Origin of the sequence: Pelagibacterium montanilacus, assembly GCF_003992665.1 — a bacterium.
In the GTDB taxonomy this organism is placed as follows: Bacteria; Pseudomonadota; Alphaproteobacteria; order Rhizobiales; family Devosiaceae; genus Pelagibacterium; species Pelagibacterium montanilacus.
The window spans coordinates 151770-172800 of record NZ_RZMX01000008.1; the positions used below are offsets into that span (position 1 = coordinate 151770).

Consider the following 21031-nt stretch of genomic DNA (forward strand, 5'->3'; position numbering starts at 1 on the left):
GGGAACTCGACGGCATAGCAGGCGTTTTTTGGGGTTTTGCCGCGCCAGGTTGTGGCCGGAAGATGGCATGCTGCCGCACAATTGGCCTTTTGCAACCCTTCTGCCGTCTCAATGAGAGAGCAACACAGCGATCAGCAGACAGACAAAGAAAGGGTGAGCATCCGTGTTCCAGTTCAACGCGTCCACGCGCCACCGGCACGTCGCCATCAAGAGCTATTCCTACCGCGGTTTCGCCGTGGGGTGGCTGTCCATCGTTCTCGTAGGTGCAGCGCTTATTACTCTTGCCGGCTTTTCGCTCGGCCACACAAGCGCGGAAGTGCGAAGCGCGATGGCACTCGACCACCTGCCGTTGATTTCCGCACCCGCCTAAAGGAAAAGGCCCGCACCGATCAGGATGCGAGCCTCGCTCTTGGCAGACCAAGGGCCTGGCGTCAGGCGACGATGATCGGCGAACCGCTCGAGACGCGGTTGTAAAGATCGATGACATCATGGTGCAGCAGGCGCACGCAGCCCGAGGACACCGCCTTGCCCATGGTCCAGGCTTCGCCCGACCCGTGCACACGGTAAATGGTGTCGCGACCATCTTCGAAGATATAGAGCGCGCGAGCACCCAGCGGATTGTCGAGCCCGCCCGGTTGGCCGTTCCGCCATTCCTCGAGGTGCGGCTCGCGCTCGATCATCGACGCCGGCGGCGTCCAGGTCGGCCATTTGCGCTTGTGATTGATGTAGCCCTTACCCGACCATTCGAACCCGTCGCGCCCGATGCCGCAGCCATACCGAACAGCCTGACCATCAGCCAAGGTCAGATAGAGATAACGGTTGGGCGTATCGACATAGAGGGTGCCAGGCCGTTCGCCGGTAGGATTGGGCACCACCCGGCGATAATAGGCCGGGTCCAGGTACCGCAGATCCACGGCAGGGACCGCCCGGCCCTCGTCCATCATTGGCCCATACATATTCAAATAGAACGGGTCGAACTGTGGCTCGGTGGGCTGGGGCGGCTGGGCTGTGGTGCTACAGCCGGCCAGGGCGAGTGCCGAGAGGCTGGCGGCGCCAGCAAGAAATTCGCGTCGGATCATTTTTGCTGTTCTGTCATTGTCTGTTGTTCAAATAAGCCGGCCCCCGCATCTGCCGGCGCCCCGTGCGGTGAGATAACCCTTCTGCCTGTGAGGGGTTCCGTCGATGACCGCAACTCGCGCACGACCAACACTTCAACTGCTTGTCAAACACTGTCCAAGAACGTCAAATCACAAGCACGACAGAACTGTTGAACGCCGCGAAATGCTGCCGAAGTGCAACGCCAACGAGCGATAACGACAGATTGCCGCAAACTCATTTACAATTCCGTAAGTACGCTGCGGTCGCAAGCTTGTGATCGCGGGCGAATACCTCAGCCCTCGATTTCCTCGCGCAACAACTCGAGCTCGAGCCATTCTTCCTCGCTATTGGCGAGCTTGGCCTGAGCCTTGTCCAGTGCATCGCTGGTGCGGGCGAACTCGTCGGGATTCCTGGCATAAAGTTTAGGATCGGCCAACTTACGCTCGAAACCTGATATCTCCTGGCGCAGGGCATCCATCCGGCCTGGAAGCGTTTCGAGCGCGTGCTTGTGCTTGAAGCTCAGCTTGCGCTGGGCTTGGGGCGCAGGCGATTTTTCGCCCCTCGCACCCCCGCCCGAGCCCTGCCCGCCCCGGCTCTTGTCGCCTGTTCGGGCGCCCACGCCCTGGCCGCGCTGGGAGACCATGTCGGAATAACCACCCGCATATTCGGTCCAGTTGCCATCGCCCTCCGCAACTATGATCGACGTGGCCACTTTGTCGAGGAAATCGCGGTCGTGGCTGACCACGATGACCGTGCCGGGATAGTCCGAGATCATTTCCTCGAGCAGATCGAGCGTTTCGAGATCGAGGTCGTTGGTGGGCTCGTCGAGTACCAGGGTGTTCGACGGCAGGGCCAGCGCCCGCGCGAGGACCAGCCGGTTCCGCTCGCCGCCCGAAAGCTTGGCCACCGGGGCCCGGGCCTGGTCCGGCGCAAAGAGGAATTCCTTCATGTAGCCGATGACGTGCTTGGGCTCGCCATTGATCGTCAGGGTGTCGCTGCCCCCGCCGGTGAGGAACTCCTTGACGGTCTGGTCGGCTTCGAGCGAGGCGCGGCGCTGATCGAGCACCGCAAGCTCGAGCCGCGAGCCCAGCCGGACCGAACCGGTATCCGGTTCGAGCTCGCCGGTGAGCATGCGGATGAGCGTGGTCTTGCCCGCTCCATTGGGCCCGACGATCCCGATGCGGGCGCCGCGCATGATGCGGGTGGAGAAGTCGCGCACCACCACCCGCTCGCCGAACGCCTTGGTTATCCCCACTGCCTCCATGACCAGCGCGCCCGAGCCCTGGCCTTCCGACACCGTCATCTTCACATTGCCCTGCGGCCCGCGATAGTCCCGGACCTTGTTGCGCAGCTCGGCCAACTCGCCCATGCGCCGAACATTGCGCTTGCGGCGAGCGGTGACCCCGTAACGCACCCAATGCTCCTCGGCGACGATCTTGCGGGCAAGCTTGTGCTGGGCCTGCTCCTCGCGCTCGAGATAATCGTCCCTCCAGGCCTCGAACTTGCCGAAGCCCTCATCGATCCGGCGCGTTTCGCCCCTGTCGATCCAGACGGTGGCGCGGGTGAGATCGGCGAGGAAGCGCCTGTCATGGCTGATCAGGACCAGCGCCGAGCGCAGGCTGCGCAACTCGGCTTCCAGCCATTCGATCACCGGCAGGTCCAGATGGTTGGTGGGCTCATCGAGCAGCAGGATATCGGGCGAAGGGGCCAGAACCCGCGCCAGCGCCGCGCGCCTCGCCTCCCCGCCCGAGAGCGAGGCCGGCGTTTCCCTGCCCGTCAGCCCCAGTTGCTCGAGCAGGTACTGGGCGCGATACGGATCGTCTGCGCCCTCCAGCCCCTGCTCGACATAGGCCAGCGTGGAGGCGAAGCCGGAAAGGTCCGGCTCCTGGGGAAGATAGCGCACCGTGGCGCCCGGCTGGACGAACCGATCGCCGCCATCGGCCTCGGTGATGCCCGCCGCAATGCGCAGCAGGGTGGACTTGCCCGACCCGTTTCGCCCCACCAGTGCGATCTTCTCGCCCGCCGAGACCGAAAGCTCGGCCCCGTCGAGCAATTGCGTGCTGCCGAGCACGAGGCGGATGGATTGAAGGGTCAGGAGGGGCGCGGCCATGAGATCCAAAATACTGTGGGGAACAACTTGACCGGAGCAATGCAGCCAATCGGACCCGAGTTCAAGCCCGCAACGCTTCGACCTGCTGGCGCAGGCGCTCGGCGGCGGCGGCCTCGTCCACCTCGATCCGCGCCCAGATGGGCAGATGGTCAGATCCGCGACGCGCGAGGCGCGAGCTATGGACGCCCGATTCCCTGACCTCGATATCCATGGTGGTGATGATCCGGTCGAAAGGCACCATGGGCCTGGAGGCATGGAAACTCGGCCCGGGCGCGATGATCCTGTGGTCCCGGGAGAAGTCGGCGAGACAGCCGCCCTCGGTGGTCCACTCGTTGAGATCGCCCATGATGATGGTGGGCAGGGTTTCGTCGAGCACGTCGAGCTGGTGGAGGACCGAACGCGCCTGACGGCGGCGCCAGAGATCGACAAGGCCCAGATGCAGCCCGATAATGCGCAGCCTGGTTTCGCCCACCGCTAAATCGGCGAGCACGGCACCGCGCGGCTCGAGCGCCGGCAGCGTCAGCGTCGCGATATCGAGCACCTCGATTCCGCGCTTCACGAGAATCGTATTGCCGTGCCAACCCAGGCTCTGCTTGCGAACCCCGAACCTGATCGGGACATACTCTGTCGTCTCCTCGATCAGATCGGGCGAGAGCGAGGTGGTACGGCTGCCGAACCGCCGGTCGACTTCCTGGAGCGCGACGACATCGGCATCGATCTCCTTGAGGATCGCGAGAATGCGCCCAGGATCGCGCTTCCAGTCGAGGCCAACGCTTTTGCGGATGTTGTACGATGCGACAGAGATCATCTTGTATTCTTGCCGTCCAAATGTGTCACGTCAACGAACGGCACGGGAGTTTGATCCGCCATGTCGCGGTCAGCCGTGCTGGGCAAGAAAGGCGCGCAGGAGATCGGAGCGCGACAACAGCCCCACCAGATCGCCGTCGCGCATCACAGGAAACAGCCTGTAGGGCGTGCGCGCGAAGGCTTGGGCTGCCGAGACGATATCGAGATCCGCGTCCAGCGTCTCGACGTCCCGCACCATATAGCGTTCTACCGTGCCGCCCCATTGCTTGTAATAGGCCGCATTGAGGGCCGCGCGAAAGCAGTCTTTCTTGGTGATGATGCCGACCATGCCGCCCGTGGAGTCCACGACCGGCGCGCCTGAAATCCTGCGGTCCAGCAGAAACCGAACCGCGTAGCCGATTTCCATGTCCGGAAGCACCGAGGCGATGTCGGTCACCATCCATGCCGAAAGCGTGTCCCCGGCGCTCACGAGGCGCTTCCCCGCGAGGCTTTGCGGTGATGGGGGCAGATGCTGCAGTCCACGTCCTTGAGGCAGGCGAGCCCGCCGCACGATCCCTTGATAGGCTCGCGCCCGAAGATGACGCCCAGCGCCAGCCCGGCGACCGAGAGCAGCACAATGACGAGGGTGAGGATGACGGTTTCCATGATGCTGGCCTAACTTACGAGATGGGCACCAAAACGGCCGGTGGTCGTCGGCACGAGACGCCCACCATTGGACACGAGAAACAGCGCATCGATCCCCTTGCTGCCGGCCATGGCGAGTGCCTGAGGATAAGGCGCGGCCATCAGCGCCGTTGCCCAGCCATCGGCGATCAGTGCGTTCTCGGACAGCACCGAGACCGAATACACAGGCCCCGCTGCGGGGACGTTGGCGTGCGGATCGATGATGTGACCTACCCTGCGGCCGCCCAGCTCATAGCCTTGCGCCGCATTGCCCGAGGTGGCGACGCTGCGTCCGGCCAGCGCGAGAACGATCGGCGCGCCCGAGCGCTCCGAGCCGTCGATCATCACCTGCCAGTCGCGCCCGGAGGGATGACGGCCCGAGGCGGTGAGTTCGCCGCCCAGATCGAGCAGGTAGTCGGTGACCCCTGCCCCGGCGAGGACCGTCCGCATGGCATCGAGCGCGTGCCCCTTGGCGATGCCGCACAAATCGATGCAAAGCCCCGGCGCGTCCTTTCCGATGCCGTGGCCATCGACGGCGAGCTGGCTGAAATGGCCGGGGGAACCGTCCGACAGCGGGCCGAACCCGTATCGGCCGACGATGGGGCCGACGGCCGGATCGAACGCCCCCTCGCTTGACGCAGCGATTTCGAGCGCGGACGCAAGCACTGCGCGCAAATCCACATGGGTCGGCTGGATCCCGGTGGTCCGTGACATGTTGAAGGCCGTGAGCACGCTGTCGGGGCGGTAGGGCGAAAAGACCCGTTCCTTGTCCACCACCATCCCATCAAGCATTGCGGCGATGGACGGCTGGTCGATCCCGAGCGGCGCGGTCAGGCGCCAGTAGGAGCCGAAGGCCGATCCCCCGAATGTCGCAACGCCTCCCCCGGCCCGCGCGGCATGCGGGGCCCAGAGCGCGGCGGCACCGGAGAGGGCGAGGAAGTGACGGCGGGTAACCATGGCTAAATCCCGAAATCGTCGTTGAAGATGGAGGAAGACTCGACGCCGTTGGCGTCCAGCATGGCGAGTACGGCCTGGATCATCAGCGGCGGTCCGCAGAGATAGTATTCGCAGGCTTCGGGAGCTGCGTGGTCCTTGAGGTAGCGCTGCTGCACCACGTCGTGGATGAAACCGGTCGCCCCGGTCCAGCGCGCGTCGGGCAGGGGCTCGGACAGGGCCGGCGTCCAGGAGAAATTCTCATGGTCCCGGGCCAGCATGTCGAACTCCTGGCGATAAAATATATCGGCGCTCGAGCGCGCGCCGTACCAGAAGGAAATCTTGCGTTTCGAGCCCTTTGCGAGCTGCTCGTGAATCATCGCGCGAAGCGGGGCCATGCCCACGCCACCGCCGATGAACACCATTTCCGCATCCGTGTCCTTGGCGTGGAACTCCCCGAACGGGCCGGCGACAGAAACGGTATCGCCTTCGCGCAGGCCGAACAGCCAGGACGAGCCTACGCCGGGGGGAATACGGTCTTCGGCGCCCGGCGGGGGCACGGCGAGCCGAATGGTCAGCACGATGGTCCCCTTGTCCTCGGGCCTGTTTGCGATCGAATAGGCGCGCCTCACCGGTTCACTGCTTTTCGCCTCAAGGCTGCGCCAGCCCAGCATGTCCCAGTCCCGTTGGTAGGCCGGATCGATTTCCAAATCGGCGAAAGCCAGCGCGTAGCGAGGCACCTCCACCTGCACATACGCGCCGGCGCGGAATTCGAAGGCACGTCCGCCCGGCAGGTCGAGCACCAACTCCTTGATGAGCGGTGCGACCATGGTGTTGGAGACTACCGCCGCCGACCAGCTTTCGGCGGCAAGGATGTCCTGGGGCACCTCCACGGCGAGCGGCTCGCGCACCACCACTTGGCACGCCAAGCGCTGGCCCTCCCGCAGGTCCGCGCGGGCCAGCCTCGCGATCTCGGTGGGCAGCGGCGTACCGCCACCGGCGACCCGCACCTTGCACAGCCCGCACGTCCCGGCCCCGGCACAGGCAGAGGGCACGGGGATTCCCGCATCGTTGAGCAGGCCCAAAAGCTTGCGCCCGGTCGTCCCGGCGATCGTCGTTGCGCCGTTGATGGTGATCTCCACGGGGCCCGCAGGCGAGAAGACGGCCCGCGCACCCATCACGACGAGCGTCAGCGTCAGGACCAGCGCAACGATCAGCAGGGTGCCAAGCAGGATGGCGATCATAGGCGCACCCCGGCAAAGGCGGTAAAGCCCATCGACAAAAGCCCGGTCGCGATGAAGGCCATGCCCAGCCCGCGCAGCCCGGCAGGCACATCCGCATAGTTGAGGCGTTCGCGAAGCGCGGCGAGCGCTACGATGGCCAGAGCCCAGCCGATGCCCGAGCCCAGCCCGAAGACCGCGCTTTCGGCGAGGGTGTAATCGCGCTCCACCATGAACAGGCTGCCCCCCAGAATGGCGCAGTTGACCGTGATCAGCGGCAGGTAGATGCCGAGCGACCGGTAGAGCGCGGGCACATGCCGATCGAGCACCATCTCGAGAATTTGCACCATCGCGGCGATGACGCCGATGAAGGCGATGAGGTTGAGGAAGGTGAGGTCGACCGCGCCCAGCCCGAGCCAGTCCCATGATCCGGGACCCAGCAGGCGAACGAGGATCAGGTGATTGAGCGGTACCGTGATCGCCTGCACCACGATCAGCGCGATCCCGAGCCCCACCGCCGTATCGAGCCGCTTGGAGACGGCAAGGTAGGTACAGATGCCCAGAAAAAAGCTCAGCGCGAGATTTTCGGCAAAGATCGAGCGCACGAAGAGATCGATCACGGCGCTCTCCTGTCGGGCTGGATCGATATCTCGAAGTCCGCGGGCTCCACCTGCACGGGGCGGATGGACCGGATCGTCCAGATCAGCAGGCCCAGAATGAAGAAAGCGCTGGGGGCCAGCATCATGAGGTTGAGCGGGACGAACCAGCCCCCGCCATAGATGGTGGGCAGGATGGTGAAACCCAGAAGCGTGCCGGCGCCGAAGAGTTCGCGAATGGAGCCGACAATGACCAGGATCAGCGAATAGCCCAGCCCATTGCCGAGACCGTCGAGCGCCGAGGGCACGACGGGGTTGTGCATGGCGAAGGCTTCGGCCCGGCCCAGGACGAGGCAATTGGTGACGATCAGCCCAACGAAGATGGAAAGCCGCTCGCTCATCTCGAAGGCGAAGGCCTGGATGATCTGATCGGTGACGATGACCAGCGACGCGATGATCGTGATCTGGACGATAAGCCTTATGGTGGTGGGAATATGCGCCCTGATCGCCGAGATCATGATATTGCCGCTCACCAGCACCGCCGTGAGGGCAGCGCACATCACGAGCGCGGTCGAAAGCGAGGTGGTAACCGCCAGCGCCGAGCAGATCCCCAGGATCTGCAGCGTCACCGGGTTGTTGTCTATGATCGGACCGTAGAGATGGCGGAGCGCCTGGCGCATCTAGATCCCCTCCCCACGCAGCGTTTCGAGATAGGGCCCGAAGCCATAAGGGCCCATCCAGAACTGGACGGCTGCAGCGACCGCATTACCGGTGCGGGTGGCCCCGGTAATTCCGTCGATCTCATAGGCGTCGGTCGCCCGCCCGCGCACCACCGTCAGCCGGATTTCACCGTCATCGTCGGCGATCTGCTTGCCGGGCCATAGCGCTTCCCAGGCGGGCTCTTCGATGCGCGCGCCCAGCCCGGGGGTCTCCCCCTGCTCGATCACCGAAAAGGCCGCGACGGTATTGAGGTCACCCTGCAGCGCGAGATGAGCGCGGATCGTCGACTGATAGCCCACCACCGAGACCGGCAGGATCACCAGTCGCAGCGTCTCGCCCTCGCGCACAAGATGGACGGGCAAAAGGTCGGGCCGCTGCCCGAGCCCGGCAATATCCTGGGGTCCGGGGATGGCCGTGTTGGTCTCGGGATCGGCGCGCACCGCCGCTTCGTCGAACGTCGCCGGGTCGATATCGGCCGGCTCTCCGGTGCGCAGATCCACGATCACGGTCTCGAGCCCGTCCCCACCCAGCCCGGCGATCAGGTCGGCTATGCCGGGCATGGTCTCGAGCATGGCCTGCATGCGCGCCTCCTGCGCCGCGGCCCGGTTGGCCTCCTGAAGCGGGGACAGCAGCACCGATGCGGCCGACACGACCAGCGCGCAGACCGCCGAAACGGCAAAGGCGATCACGAGCGTCTTGATCCGGCTTTCATTGGGCAGGGCCAGAATCCGGCGCCAGAGGACGAGGGGATTGATCTCAGCCATGGCGGCGCCTCCTCAGGCTGCTGGAGAGAGCGATGACGGCGGCGTCGATCAGCGGCGCAAAGAGCGAGGCAAGCAACGCGGCGAACACCACCGCGTGGGGGACGTCCGAACCAGCATCGGCAAAGGCGAACAGCGCGATGAGCCCGCCCGCGAGCAAGCCGAAGACCCAGCGTCCGCCGCGTGTAGCCGCGGACGCCACGGGATCGCAGACGAGAAAGACCAGTCCGAAGACGAGACTGCCATTGACCACAAGTTCGACCGGGTTCTGGTCCAGGCCCAGTGTCACCACGCCGGCTCCCACCGCCGAGGCCAGCAGAACCGCCGGCGCCAGGATGCCCGTGGCCAACAGCAATAACGCACCCGGAATACAGGCAGCCGCCACAAGCGGGCCAGCGCCCTCGTGGAGCGTCTCGGGGAACGCGAAATAGAGGAACGCCAGGGTCGCAACCCCGACATTGATGATGTTGCGACCCCAGCCGCCGAAGATCTGCTCGCCGATCACCGTGCCGAACGAGACCGCCAGCACGATCTGCCAGACGGCGAAATCCCCCGGCGCCAGAACCCCGACCGCGATCGCAGTGACCAGCGCGGTGGCAGAGGCCGGCTGGGCGCGGACCCACAGGAACACCGCCTGCCAGACGAGCACGACCACAAGGGTCAGCCCCATCCGTTCGAGCGCCGGAACGCCCTGCTCGACGACCGTTGCCGCCAAGACGGGCAAGACCGCTGCGGCGATGAGCCAGCCCACGGTATCGCGATGGTAAAGACCCCTGATCACGCCGGCTCCTCGATCCGATCGAGCACCGCCCGCAACCGGGCCCCGAAATCGGTGCTCCCGCCCGAGGCGTAGCTGGCGAGCGCCAGATCCTCTTCGGCTAGCGCCTTGCACCCCAGCCTCTCGCAGGTCTGGGCATCCTCGATGCTCAGCGCACGCAGGAGCGGCACGAGCGGCAGGTTCGGGCCGAAGGACTGCTCGAGCGCCTGGGTGGGGATGAAGGGCGCTGGCGCAGCAGCCTGGCGCAGCGCGCCGAGCAACCAGTGGCGGCGCCGGGGCTCGACCCGGTCTAGCACGGTGACCTGCTGGTGATAGCGCGCCAGATAGCGGCTTTCGCGTCCCGAGAGGATCGGTCCCGAGATAATGCGCTTGGCGCCTGCGGTAATTTCGGACCGCAGCAGGCCGTGCAGATCGACGCCCAGAGGCGCGCGCACGAGGCGCGCAGAGCGAAGGCCGGGGCCCGAAATGGCGATGGTGCGCACCGGATCGAGCTTGCCGCTGGCAAGGGCCCGGCCGAGCGCCGCGACATCCTGATAGCCGATATGCCAGACCGTGCCTTGCCCATCGACCGGACGGAGCCGCGCGATGTGAGTGCCCACCAGCCCGGCGGGATGGGCGCCCGCGAACCGGACGAGGGAAACCCGCTCCGGCAGGCCTTCGAGCAGCGCCGGCCCGCTGTCCTGACACACAAACAACGGTCCCTCGGTGAGCAGCGTGAGCGCCTCGACGCCGCGAGCGAAATCTTCCGCGCGATCGGCCAGCACAATTCGGGGATCGGGGGCATGGGGGGCGGTATCGATCGCGGTGATAAAGAGCGCATCGGCGACACCATCGGGATCGGGAATGCGCTCGAACGGGCGCGTGCGCAGGGCCGGCCAGAGCCCTGACTCCAGCAGGAACGTCCGAAGCCCGGCAGGGGTCGCTGCCTGGCCCGGCGGGAAGCGGATCGGCTCGCCCCCACTGTCCTCGCCCAGCGCGATGGTGAGCGCGGACAGGCGCCGGCGGTGGCCGATGGATATCTGCTCGACTTCGCCGAAAACCGGCGAAGTGACGACGATGCGCGGCCGGTTGCGGTCGCGAAAGAGCGCGGTGCCGGGCTCGACGGATTGCCCCTCCTCGACCAGCAGCTCGGTGCGCATGACGGGATAGTCCGCCCCCATGACCCCGACATGGGACGCGACGGGATCGGCGCCGACCTCCTGAATGGGTGCGCCCGCAAGCGACACGGTGAGCCCGCGCCTCGCGACTATCCTCATGATACCTCTCAAAAAACCGCTCCGCCACGAACGGTAAACGCTACTGTGACTTGGGCATTGATCCAGATCAAGCTGGCCCGGCGCCCTCTACTTGAAGGCGCGCGGTGCTTCCGTAGGCGTGGAGGGACAGCGGGGCGCTGGAAGGCGCGGGTTTCCGGAGGATTCGACAGGTTTCGCGCGCTGGGGCCGGCGTTTGCCGCCGTCGCGCAGCGGTCGGCGCCGATGACCGAAATTGTGGAAAAGTGACTCAGCGTGGGCGATGGGGGTACGCAGTACCCATATTTACCCACGGCGCCGCGAGGCAAGCGATTCCCCGGCACCAGCCCGGAAAGACTTTTACGCGCAGGGTTCGCTGCACCTCATGGCCGCCGACGCTGCCGGGACGATGGCCGGTTCGCCCGAAGCTTGAGAACCCCACCACGACCATTTTGCCTGGTCAAACAGCGCATTGCAGGCGAAGCCCGATTCAACGCATGGAGACCCACGCTTCACGGCGTGAAGGACTCGCCGCCATCAGCAGACGGTGTCGAACCGATCCACGCAGGTCGCAAGCACTTCGTCGCCGGGACGCTTCCACCAGTTTTCCTTTGAGAATATCTCGACCTCCTGGGGCCCATGGAACCCGGCTGCCTCGATCATCGCCCGGATACCGGGAAGATCGATGACCCCGTCGCCCATCATGCCGCGGTCGAGCAGCAGGTCAGTGGTGGGCACCAGCCAGTCGCAGATGTGGTGGGCGAGAATCGTGCCCATCTGGCCCGCTCGGGCGATCTGGGCGGCGAGATCTGGATCCCACCAGACGTGGTAGACGTCTATCGCCACCCCGACCCCGTCGCCGAGCTCGACGCAGATGTCGAGCGCCTGGCCGAGCGTGTTCACGCAGGCCCGGTCAGCGGCGTACATCGGATGCAAAGGCTCTATGGCCAAGGGCATGCCCTGTTTGCGAGCGTAAGGCAGGATGGCGGCGATACCATCGGCCACCTGCTTGCGGGTCTCGACGATATCGCGCGAAGAACCGGGCAGTCCGCCCACCACCAGAACCAGGCAGTCGGCGCCGAGCGCGACGGCCTCGTCGATGGCCTTGAGGTTGTCGTCGATATTGGCCTGCCACCCCGCCGCATCGACCGCTGGGAACATGCCCCCGCGGCAAAGGCCGGTCACCTTGAGCCCATTGGCCTTCACGATCCGTGCCGCTTCATCAAGGCCGATTGCCTCGACCTGATCGCGCCAGGGCGCAATCGCGGTGATGTCGTGCCGCAGGCAGCCGTCCACGGCCTCTGCAAAGCCCCAGCTGCCGCGCGTGGTTGCCAGATTGATCGAAAGCTGCCCCTTGGCGCTCATCGGATTAGTCCTCCCCGAGAGGTTTCATGTCTGTCCAGATCGGCTCGACGGCGACGCCGAGCCCGGGTGCCGAAGCGATCGAGCCGAGCGGCAGGCGGCCCTGAGCGATGTCGAGCCGCGCGCGACCGAGACGGCGCGCATAGATGTCGGAATGCGCCGAAAGGAACGCCCCCTGTTCTGCGTCCGAAGCCCCGGCCATGCCATCGACGAAATGGTGCCCGTTGCGCTCAACGTGGGTAACCCCGACCAGCCCGGCGAGCAGAAGGTCCTGCTGCACGGACACCCCGGACTGGGTGGTGAGGTCTTCGCCCGACAGGAAATAGCGGGGCGCATTTTCCTCCGCGTTCCACTTGGCCACGCGCGCCGCATTGAGAACGCTGCGGTAAAAGCCCTTGCACGACTTCGACGATATGCCGGTATAGCCCAGCTCCCGCGCGGTCACGAAAGCGCCCATGTCCGCGTCCGACTCGTCGATCTCGACGGGCACGAACGAGGCGAGCTTGCGGATCGGGCGCGACAAAGCGTGTGCCCGGGCAATGGGTTGCTCGAGAAACAGGATTCGACGGTTGAGGATCGCCAGTGCCGGCTCCGCCGCCATCCGCCACATCAGCTCGAGCACTTGTTCCTCGTCCCGATACTGCTCATTGCCGTCCAGCGTGACGCGATAGCCATCGCAGAACTGCTCGATGCCCTTGGCGATGCGCACCAGCCGCGCGCAGTCCACTTCTGGATTGCCGGCGATCTTGAGCTTGAAGTGACGGTGGCCATAGGCTGCGATCACATCCTGGAGCGTTTCGGGCAGCCCGTCATTGAGACGCTCGCCCAGATCCTCCGCGACCAGCGCATCGCCCAGCCCCACCGTGTGCCGGATCGCCATCTCGGCGGGCACGGCGAGCGAACCGAGAAATCCCGTCAGGTCGAACCCCTCGAGATCCGGCGCCGTGCGGGCGTCGATGCCGAGCATGTTGGCGGTAACGAGAGCCGCCGCGCCCCTGCCCTTGAGCCGCCCCAGCGCATCGATGATGGCCCGGTCGACGAGCGCCAGGCCGAATGAGGCGATCAGCCCGCCAAGGCCATGTCCGGCGCATTGGGCATGGTGGTCGGCCTCCATACCATGATGGAGATCGAACGCGGTGCCGGCAGGGGTATCGAGCGCCCGCACCATGGCAAGGTCCAGAGAGGTGCGAAGCTGGTCTAGATTGTCGTGCGGGGACAGGTCCGGGTTCTTGTCGAACCATTTGGGGACCATCATCTCCGCAGACCAGCCGGTCGCCTGCCGGCCAGAGGCGTCTTCGATCACGATCCGCACGAAGGCTTGAGGCGCGCGGTGCACCTCGGCGATCCCGAATCGGAACGGAAACCTGAAGGGTGTCTCGCGCCGAAAGGCCTCGGCCGAGACAACCCTGATGCGCGGGGCCGAAGACACAGGCTACTCTATGCCGTGCAGCGCCAGAAGTGTGCTCATGCGCCGTGCGGCCAGTTCGGGATCGGCAAGAACCCGGGCATCGTCGGCGAGCCGAAACAGCTCGGCGAGATGCTGGATCGAGCGGGCCGACTGCTGGCCACCGATCATCGAGAAATGATCCTGCAGGCCATTGAGCCAGGCGAGGAACACAACGCCGGTCTTGTAGAACCGGGTCGGTGCCTTGAAGATGTGCCGCGAGAGCGGAACGGTGGGATCGAGGAGCGAGAAGAACTCCTTGTCCCGGCCAGCGCCCAACTCGCCCAGAGCCGCCGAAGCCACCGGCGCGATGGCATCGAAGATGCCCAGGAGCGCATCGGAATACCCCTGTTCGTCGCCCGCGATCAGTTCCGCATAATTGAAGTCGTCGCCCGTATACATGCGGACGCCCTCTGGCAGGCGCCGCCGCATGGCGATTTCCTTTTCCTTGGAGAGCAAAGAGACCTTGATGCCGTCGACCTTGTCGGCGTGCGCGCCCATGACGTCGAGCGCCACGTCCATTGCCGCCATGTGGTCGGATTTGCCCCAGTACCCTTCGAGAGCAGGGTCGAAGGCTTCTCCGAGCCAGTGGATGATCACCGGCTCCTTCACGCCCGAAAGAATGCGGCCATAGACCTTGATGTAATCGTCCGGGCTCTTGGCGGCGGCCGCAAGCGCGCGGCTGGCCATCAGGATGATCCGCCCGTTATGGGCTTCGATCGCCTCGATCTGGGACTCATAGGCTTCGATGATCGTGTCGATGGTCACGTCGGGACCGGGCGCCAGATGGTCGGTTCCCGCGCCACAGGCGATTACCGCCCCTTCCCTGGACCGGGATTCCTTGAGCGCCCGCTCGATCAGCTCGCGCGCCTCGGGCCAGCCAAGGCCCATGCCGCGCTGAGCGGTATCCATCGCTTCGGCGACGCCGAAACCCAGATCCCAGAGGTGATGACGGAAGGCCAGCGTGCGGTCCCAGTCGATGTCGGCGGCCAGCCACGGATCATTGTCCGCCAGCGGATCGGCGACCACGTGGGTTGCCGCATAGGCGATGCGGTTGAACGATCCGGGATCCCGCTTGGCGACGGGAACCGGCTGGTTGCGGATCGTGTAGCGCTCGGTCGAGCGGTCTGCCTTGGGCAAAATCAGCGAAGTCATGGATCAGAACTCCAGTTCCGGGACGTCGAGCCAACGGCGTTCGTGCCAGCTCTTGAGGCCGAGTTCGGCGAGTTGCACGCCGCGCGCACCGGCCTCGAGCCCAAAGCTCCAGGGCGCATCCTCCACCACATGGCGCAGGAACTCCTCCCACTGGACTTTAAAGCCGTTGTCGGCCGGCCAGTTGTCGGGCACTTCTTCCCAATCGTCAAAGAAGTTCATGACCTGGGGCTGATCGGGGTTCCAGACCGGCTTGGGCGTGTTGACCCGGTGCTGGGTCCAGCATTTGTGAAGTCCAGCCACGGCCGAGCCATGCGTGCCGTCGACCTGGAAGGTCACCAGATCGTCGCGACGCACCCGGACGGCCCAGCTCGAATTGACCTGGGCGATGATGCCGCCCTCGAGCTCGAAGGTCGCATAGGCTGCGTCGTCCGCGTCAGCGGAATAGGTCTTGCCCTGCTCGTCGACACGCGAGGGAATGTGGGTGGCACCCAGGCACGACACCGCCTTGACCGGCGCGAAGGTGTGGTCGAGCACGTAGCGCCAGTGGCAGAGCATGTCGATAATGATGCCGCCGCCATCGTCCTTGCGGTAGTTCCAGGAGGGGCGCTGCGCCTTCTGCCAGTCACCCTCGAACACCCAGTAGCCGAACTCGCCGCGGACCGACAGGATATCGCCAAAGAACCCGGAATCGCGCAGCATCTTGAGCTTCATCAGCCCCGGCAGGTAAAGCTTGTCCTGAACCACGCCGTGCTTGAGGCCCGAAGCGCGTGCCTTTTTCGCGATGTCGATGGCGATCGAGAGATCGTCGGAGGTCGGCTTTTCACAATAGATGTTCTTGCCGGCCGCCAGGGCCTTCTCGAGCAGGCCCGCACGGATCTTGGTCGCGCCCGCGTCAAAGAAGATTTCGTCGTCCGGATTGGCCAGGGCGGCGTCCAGATCGTCAGAATACCGGGCAATGCCGTGCTTTTCGGCCACGGCCTTGACCTTGTCGAGGTTGCGGCCGACCAGGATCGGGTCGACCATGAGGGTGTCGCCCCCCGAAAGCGCGATGCCGCCCTGATCGCGGATCGCGAGAATGGACCGAACCAGATGCTGGTTGTACCCCATCCGACCGGTTATGCCATGCATGATGATGCCGATGCGCCGCTGCGCCATTGCAAGCCTCCACCCCTTGTGATGTCATCTTTTGTAACTACCCAGTTACTTACTAGCGGTTTCATAACCCGTCAAGCGGCAACCGACCCCGCCTTTGGTCGAACATGTGAGGAGAAGGTCTGATGAAGCTGTCCCTGTGCAATGAGGTGCTCACGCCCATGACGCTGCGCGAGCAATGCGCGTTCGCGAAGGGCGCGGGCTATGACGGGCTCGAGATCGCTCCCTTCACACTGGGCGAAGATCCCACCGCGCTCGACGCCGAGCGGCTCGCCAGGGTTCGGCAGACGGTCGAGGAACACGATCTGGTCGTGACCAGCCTGCACTGGCTGATGATGGCGCCCGAGGGGATCGGGCTCACATCGCTCGATGAAGACGTTCGGGCCTTCACCCGCTCCGCCATGCTCTCGATCGTCGATATCGGCGCGGCCCTCGGCGCACGCGTTCTGGTCCTGGGCTCCCCTGCCCAGCGGCGAATCGATAGCGAGACCGAGGACCGCCAGCGCGAGATCGCCGCCGGTCACCTCAAGGCGATCGGCGACCGCGCCGCCGCGTCGGGGCTCGTGTGCTGCCTTGAGGCCATCAATTCGGTGGAATGCAATTTCATCAACAGGATCGAGCAGGCGCGAGACATGATCGCCCGCGCCGACTCGCGCGGTCTGGGCCTGATGCTCGACGTGTCCCACTCGGCACAGGAAGAAAACACCCCTCTGGCCGACCTTGCCCGGCAGATGCACGCGGCGGGCGAACTCGCCCACGTCCAGCTCAACGCGATCAACCGCAGGGCGCCGGGTCAGTCCACCGACCCGGAGGCGCGCGACGACATCGTCCCGCTCATTTCCGCGCTGCTAGAGGTCGGCTATGATGGCGCTCTGGCCATGGAGCCGTTCGAATATGTGCCCAACGGTCCGGGCGCGGCGGCCTTCGCTGCGGGGTATGTGCGCGGGCTGATGGCGGTCGGAATGCGATAAGAACTAACCAGTTACTTACTTCTTGACAGGGGCGATCTGGCGTTTCACAGTTCGGGCAGCGACGCGGGGGAGGACAGCCGCGCGCACCCAACCCTTTCGGGAGGACAACATGAATCACGTCAAACGGGTCGCCCTGGCGGCGGCCGCTTCCACTCTTGCGCTGACTGCGGCCGGCGCCATCGCTCAGGAATGGCAGCCGGATCGGCCGATCAACGTCATCGTGCCTTGGGGCGCTGGCGGTTCGACCGACCAGGTCACCCGCGTGACCACCCCGATCATCTCCGAGCAGCTCGGCGTTCCCGTCGTGGTGGTCAACCAGCCCGGTGCCTCGGGCGCGACCGGCACCGCCGAAGTGCTCGCCGCTCCCACCGACGGCTATACCTGGACCGCCAACGCCATTGCCAACAACGCCACCTACAGCGTGACGGGCCTTGTCGAGGGCACGAACATCGACGACTGGCATATCTATCTCTCGGTCGCCAACGTGCCTGTGGTCGCGGTTCCCGCAGACAGCGAGTTCGAAGATTTCGGACAGCTTCTCGAAGCGTTCCAGGAACGCGGTTCCGAGATCACGGTCGCAACGGCGGGGGTCACCTCCTCGGGCGGCACGGCGATCGCCGGCCTCGGCCAGGAAGGCGAATTCGAGTACCGCATGGTGACCTATGACGGCGGCGGACCGGCTGCGATCGCCACCGCCGGCGGCGAAGCCATGGTCACCACCCAGCTTGCGGTCGAGCAGGCCGAACTGATCCGCGGCGGTCGCCTGCGCGGCCTGGCCGTGCTCAGCGACGAGCCCCTGACGCTCGAGGGTGCGGAGCCCATCCCTCCGATCACCGACTGGATGCCCGACTACCCGATCGCTCCGGACTATTTCGGCATCTTCATCCCGGTCGGCGTGCCTGACGAAGTGGTTTCCACCATGGACCGCATCTGGGAAGAGCACGTGATGACATCTGACGCTCTGGCCGAATACGCCGAAACCAACGGCGCGGTCTTTGCTCCGTCCTATGGTGAAGACGCCCGTGAGCGCGCCATGCCGATCGTGATCGAGGAAGCCTGTGCCGCCGAGCCGCGCGGCCTGATGGTCAACGATCCCTCGACCATCGGCATCGATTGCGAGACCCACAGCGAAATGTGAGGATTTCTCCTCCCAAGCACGAGCGCCCGGCCCCGGCCGGGCGCTCTCCCGTTCAACCGGAGCCTGTGTTCATGAGCGATCCGCAAACTTCCACGGACCCCGAGGCCGCCGCCAACCGACGGATGCCCTACGCCGACCTCATCGCAGGTACCGCGTTCCTCGTGCTCGGCCTTGTCATCATCTATCTCTCGTGGACCATGCCGCGGCTCGAAATGCGCGGCATTCATCCTGCGACTGTACCCGGCCTGGTTCCCGGCCTGCTCGGTATTGCCCTCGCCCTGTGCGGCGCCATGCTCGGCGGCAAGGCACTGGTCGAGACCCGCAAGCTCGAGAATGGCTGGCAGGACTTCGGCTCGATGTTCGCCGGTACAGAGGCGCGCCGCTTCGCGGTCGCAGCGCTCATCAGCCTGGCTTACGCTCTCGTACTGCTCGGGCGCGTCCCCTTCTGGCTGGCCACGGGCCTGTACGTTTTCGCCTTCATCGTCGCCTTCGAGGTCTGGGCCACAAACGAGCCCAAGCCCCTGCCCAAATCCATGCTTTGGGCCGCCGTGCAGGCCGTCATCGTTTCCGCCGTCGTCACTGTCGCCTTCGAGCGCGGCTTCCTTGTCCGTCTGCCCTAGAGGATTGTTGAGCAATGTTTGACGGCTTCTTTCTGCTTGGCGCGGGCATCGCCCACTTCATGAGCTTTGAATCCCTGTTCAATCTCGCCTGGGCGAGTCTTCTCGGGATCATCATCGGCGCGCTGCCTGGCCTGACCGCCACCATGGGCGTTGCCCTGCTCGTGACGCTCACCTACGGCATGGCGCCCGATCAGGCGATCCTGACCCTCATCGCACTCTATGTCGGCTCGATCTATGGCGGCAGCCGCCCGGCAATTCTGCTGGCGATTCCCGGCACCCCCGCCAGTGCCGCGACCACGCTGGACGGCTACCCGCTGGCCAAGGCCGGTCGGGCGGGCATGGCGATGGGCATTGCGACCACCTCTTCGGGGCTGGGCACGCTCGTGGGCATCTTTTTTCTGGCCCTGATCGCGCCATGGCTCGCCGAGTTCGCCCTGCGCTTCGGGTCCTATGAATTCTTCTGGCTGGCGCTGTTCGGCGTCCTCATCTCGGGCCGCCTCACGGCGCTCGACAACCCGATCAAGGGCTATATCGCCGGCATCCTGGGCCTGTTGTTCGCCATGGTCGGCATGGAGAGCCTGCACGCGCACCAGCGCTTCACCTTCGGCATGCAGCAGCTTGGCTCGGGCATCGACATCATTCCCGCCATGGTCGGCGCCTTTGGCTTTGCCGAACTGCTCGGGGTGATGAAGCGGCGCTTCGTGCCCGAGATCATCGAGAGCAAGGACAGGGTCATCCCCCGGATCGGCGAGGTAGCCAAATACTGGCGGACCACCATCCGCTCGGGCATCATCGGCACCATCGCCGGGATCATCCCCGGCGTGGGCGAGGACATCGGCTCCTGGGCGTCCTATGCGGCCGCGCGGCGCAAGAGCAAGGAAGCCGACCAGTTCGGCAAGGGTTCTGTCGAGGGCCTCGTCGCCGCCGAAACCGGCAACTCCGCGGTTATTCCCGGGGCCATGATCCCGACCCTCACGCTCGCCCTTCCCGGTTCCGCTGCTGCGGCAGTGCTGATCGCGGCGATGTATATCCACGGCATCCGCCCGGGCCCCATGATCATGACCGAGAACCCGCAGTTCCTCTATCAGGTCGTCGGAATGCTGCTCTTGTCGGTGATCGCCATCACCATTTACGGGCTTTCGCTCACCAAGCTGCTCGTCAAAGTGCTTGTCGTTCCTCGCGAGAAGCTTATGCCGATCGTTTACGTGCTGTGCGTGGTCGGTTCCTTCGCCATTACCCAGCGGATGTTCGACGTCTACGTGATGGTGTTCTTCGGGCTGGTCGGGTTCGTATTGCGCGAAATGCGCTATCCCATGGCGCCGCTGGTGCTGGGGATCATCCTGGGTGAATTGCTGGACGTGAACCTGCGCCGCGGGCTGGTTGTATCGGACGGGGATCTGACCCCGTTCTTTGTACGCCCCATCTCGGCTGTACTCTGGGCGATCATACTGATAACCATCCTGATGAGCATGCCCGCGGTTTCGAACCGTGTCGGAGCCATGGTCTCCAAACTCTTCCCAGGGAAAGAAGCGCGAACGCCCAATGGCTGATCCTGCCCCGTCTCCTGCATCACAGTCCACCAAGCCGCGCACGCGGCGGCGCGATGCGGAGCGGACCAAGGCAGCAATCCTGGCGGCCAGCCGGGCGGAGTTTGCAGAACACGGGCTCGGCGGTGCGCGGATCGACGCCATCGCCGAGCGCGCCCAGGTCAACAAGCGGATGCTCTACCACTATTTCGGGGACAAGGACGCGCTCTATCGGGAGGTCCTGACAGAAGCCTATCGAGAGATCCGGGCCGGCGAACGCGATTTGAGCCTCGACCGTCTCTCCCCGACCGAAGCCGTGGAACGGCTCGTGCGCTTCACCTTCCGGCACTTTCTCGAAAAGCCCTGGTTCATTGCGCTTCTCACCAATGAGAACCTCCTCCGGGCGCGCTATCTCAAAACCATACCCGAAATGCACGGCCTGCACTCGCCGCTGGTCGATCAATTGCGCACGCTCGTCGAACGCGGCGAAGTGACCGGTGAGTTCCGGACCGACGTGGATCCCGTCCAGCTCTACATTTCCATCGCGGCGCTGGGCTATTTCTACGTCTCCAACAACGCGACCCTTTCGGTAATCTTCGAGACAGATCTGGGGGCGGAAGCCATGGTCGAGGCGCGCGAGGCCCACGCGGTGGAAATGGTGCTGGACCATTTGAGGGCCGGAGCGCGCACGAGCGGCGCTTGATTTTACGGCCACGTCCGTCGCATTTTGTCGGCCATTGCCAGA

At 65.0% G+C, this 21031-nt stretch carries 22 protein-coding genes; 6 read left to right on the plus strand and 16 right to left on the minus strand.

Going from position 1 to position 21031, the window contains the following annotated elements; genetic code table 11:
• Window positions 1-163 precede the first annotated feature (163 nt).
• Window positions 164-370 carry a hypothetical protein gene (locus tag EO136_RS02880; RefSeq protein ID WP_127142962.1) on the plus strand — a complete coding sequence of 69 codons (207 nt, stop codon included), beginning with the start codon at window positions 164-166 and terminating at the stop codon, window positions 368-370.
• Between the two features lie 61 nt (window positions 371-431).
• On the opposite strand, the gene EO136_RS02885 is transcribed toward EO136_RS02880, so the two are convergent.
• The 16 genes from EO136_RS02885 to EO136_RS02965 form a co-directional block, all read right to left on the minus strand.
• Entirely contained in the window at window positions 432-1079 is a 648-nt protein-coding gene (locus EO136_RS02885) for a L,D-transpeptidase (RefSeq protein WP_127142963.1), read from the minus strand.
• A 311-nt stretch (window positions 1080-1390) separates the two neighbouring features.
• Complete coding sequence (locus EO136_RS02890; RefSeq protein ID WP_127142964.1) at window positions 1391-3208, minus strand: ABC-F family ATP-binding cassette domain-containing protein; 1818 nt, start codon at window positions 3206-3208, stop codon at window positions 1391-1393.
• 61 nt (window positions 3209-3269) lie between these two features.
• Entirely contained in the window at window positions 3270-4016 is a 747-nt protein-coding gene (locus tag EO136_RS02895) for an endonuclease/exonuclease/phosphatase family protein (RefSeq protein WP_127142965.1), read from the minus strand.
• A 69-nt stretch (window positions 4017-4085) separates the two neighbouring features.
• Complete coding sequence (locus EO136_RS02900) at window positions 4086-4484, minus strand: CBS domain-containing protein (protein ID WP_246018250.1); 399 nt, start codon at window positions 4482-4484, stop codon at window positions 4086-4088.
• Complete coding sequence (nqrM, locus tag EO136_RS02905; protein ID WP_127142966.1) at window positions 4481-4660, minus strand: (Na+)-NQR maturation NqrM; 180 nt, start codon at window positions 4658-4660, stop codon at window positions 4481-4483. Before nqrM ends, EO136_RS02900 begins: the two co-directional genes overlap by 4 nt.
• A 9-nt stretch (window positions 4661-4669) precedes the next feature.
• Window positions 4670-5635, minus strand: a complete 966-nt coding sequence (locus EO136_RS02910; RefSeq protein WP_127142967.1) for an FAD:protein FMN transferase — start codon at window positions 5633-5635, stop codon at window positions 4670-4672.
• Between the two features lie 2 nt (window positions 5636-5637).
• Window positions 5638-6855, minus strand: coding sequence for an NADH:ubiquinone reductase (Na(+)-transporting) subunit F (nqrF, locus tag EO136_RS02915; RefSeq protein WP_127142968.1), 1218 nt, complete (start codon window positions 6853-6855; stop codon window positions 5638-5640).
• Entirely contained in the window at window positions 6852-7451 is a 600-nt protein-coding gene (nqrE, locus tag EO136_RS02920) for an NADH:ubiquinone reductase (Na(+)-transporting) subunit E (RefSeq protein WP_127142969.1), read from the minus strand. The genes nqrF and nqrE overlap by 4 nt, the downstream gene beginning before the upstream one ends.
• Window positions 7448-8107: an NADH:ubiquinone reductase (Na(+)-transporting) subunit D gene (locus EO136_RS02925; protein WP_127142970.1), complete on the minus strand. Its 660-nt coding sequence runs from the start codon at window positions 8105-8107 to the stop codon at window positions 7448-7450. Before EO136_RS02925 ends, nqrE begins: the two co-directional genes overlap by 4 nt.
• Window positions 8108-8911 (minus strand): NADH:ubiquinone reductase (Na(+)-transporting) subunit C, encoded by an 804-nt coding sequence (gene nqrC, locus EO136_RS02930; protein ID WP_127142971.1) that lies wholly within the window; start codon window positions 8909-8911, stop codon window positions 8108-8110.
• Window positions 8904-9689, minus strand: a complete 786-nt coding sequence (locus EO136_RS18525; protein ID WP_164730415.1) for an RnfABCDGE type electron transport complex subunit D — start codon at window positions 9687-9689, stop codon at window positions 8904-8906. Before EO136_RS18525 ends, nqrC begins: the two co-directional genes overlap by 8 nt.
• The gene (locus EO136_RS02945; RefSeq protein WP_127142973.1) at window positions 9686-10942 is read right to left on the minus strand and encodes a hypothetical protein; all 1257 of its coding nucleotides are present in this window, start codon (window positions 10940-10942) and stop codon (window positions 9686-9688) included. The genes EO136_RS18525 and EO136_RS02945 overlap by 4 nt, the downstream gene beginning before the upstream one ends.
• A 513-nt stretch (window positions 10943-11455) precedes the next feature.
• Window positions 11456-12283, minus strand: coding sequence for a sugar phosphate isomerase/epimerase family protein (locus tag EO136_RS02950; protein WP_127142974.1), 828 nt, complete (start codon window positions 12281-12283; stop codon window positions 11456-11458).
• A gap of 4 nt (window positions 12284-12287) precedes the next feature.
• Window positions 12288-13709 carry a mandelate racemase gene (locus EO136_RS02955; RefSeq protein WP_127142975.1) on the minus strand — a complete coding sequence of 474 codons (1422 nt, stop codon included), beginning with the start codon at window positions 13707-13709 and terminating at the stop codon, window positions 12288-12290.
• 3 nt (window positions 13710-13712) lie between these two features.
• The gene (locus tag EO136_RS02960) at window positions 13713-14879 is read right to left on the minus strand and encodes a dihydrodipicolinate synthase family protein (protein WP_127142976.1); all 1167 of its coding nucleotides are present in this window, start codon (window positions 14877-14879) and stop codon (window positions 13713-13715) included.
• Window positions 14880-14882: 3 nt separating this feature from the next.
• A complete protein-coding gene (locus EO136_RS02965) occupies window positions 14883-16034 on the minus strand; it encodes a Gfo/Idh/MocA family protein (RefSeq protein WP_127142977.1) in 1152 nt (383 codons plus the stop codon).
• Between the two features lie 122 nt (window positions 16035-16156).
• On the opposite strand from EO136_RS02965, the gene EO136_RS02970 reads away from it, so the two are divergent.
• The 5 genes from EO136_RS02970 to EO136_RS02990 all read left to right on the plus strand — a co-directional run bounded on the left by EO136_RS02970 (window position 16157) and on the right by EO136_RS02990 (window position 20989).
• Entirely contained in the window at window positions 16157-17002 is an 846-nt protein-coding gene (locus tag EO136_RS02970) for a sugar phosphate isomerase/epimerase family protein (protein ID WP_127142978.1), read from the plus strand.
• A 109-nt stretch (window positions 17003-17111) separates the two neighbouring features.
• The gene (locus EO136_RS02975; protein ID WP_127142979.1) at window positions 17112-18140 is read left to right on the plus strand and encodes a Bug family tripartite tricarboxylate transporter substrate binding protein; all 1029 of its coding nucleotides are present in this window, start codon (window positions 17112-17114) and stop codon (window positions 18138-18140) included.
• 71 nt (window positions 18141-18211) lie between these two features.
• A complete protein-coding gene (locus tag EO136_RS02980; RefSeq protein ID WP_127142980.1) occupies window positions 18212-18760 on the plus strand; it encodes a tripartite tricarboxylate transporter TctB family protein in 549 nt (182 codons plus the stop codon).
• A gap of 14 nt (window positions 18761-18774) precedes the next feature.
• Window positions 18775-20310 (plus strand): tripartite tricarboxylate transporter permease, encoded by a 1536-nt coding sequence (locus tag EO136_RS02985; RefSeq protein WP_127142981.1) that lies wholly within the window; start codon window positions 18775-18777, stop codon window positions 20308-20310.
• The gene (locus tag EO136_RS02990) at window positions 20303-20989 is read left to right on the plus strand and encodes a TetR/AcrR family transcriptional regulator (protein ID WP_127142982.1); all 687 of its coding nucleotides are present in this window, start codon (window positions 20303-20305) and stop codon (window positions 20987-20989) included. The genes EO136_RS02985 and EO136_RS02990 overlap by 8 nt, the downstream gene beginning before the upstream one ends.
• Window positions 20990-21031 lie beyond the last annotated feature (42 nt).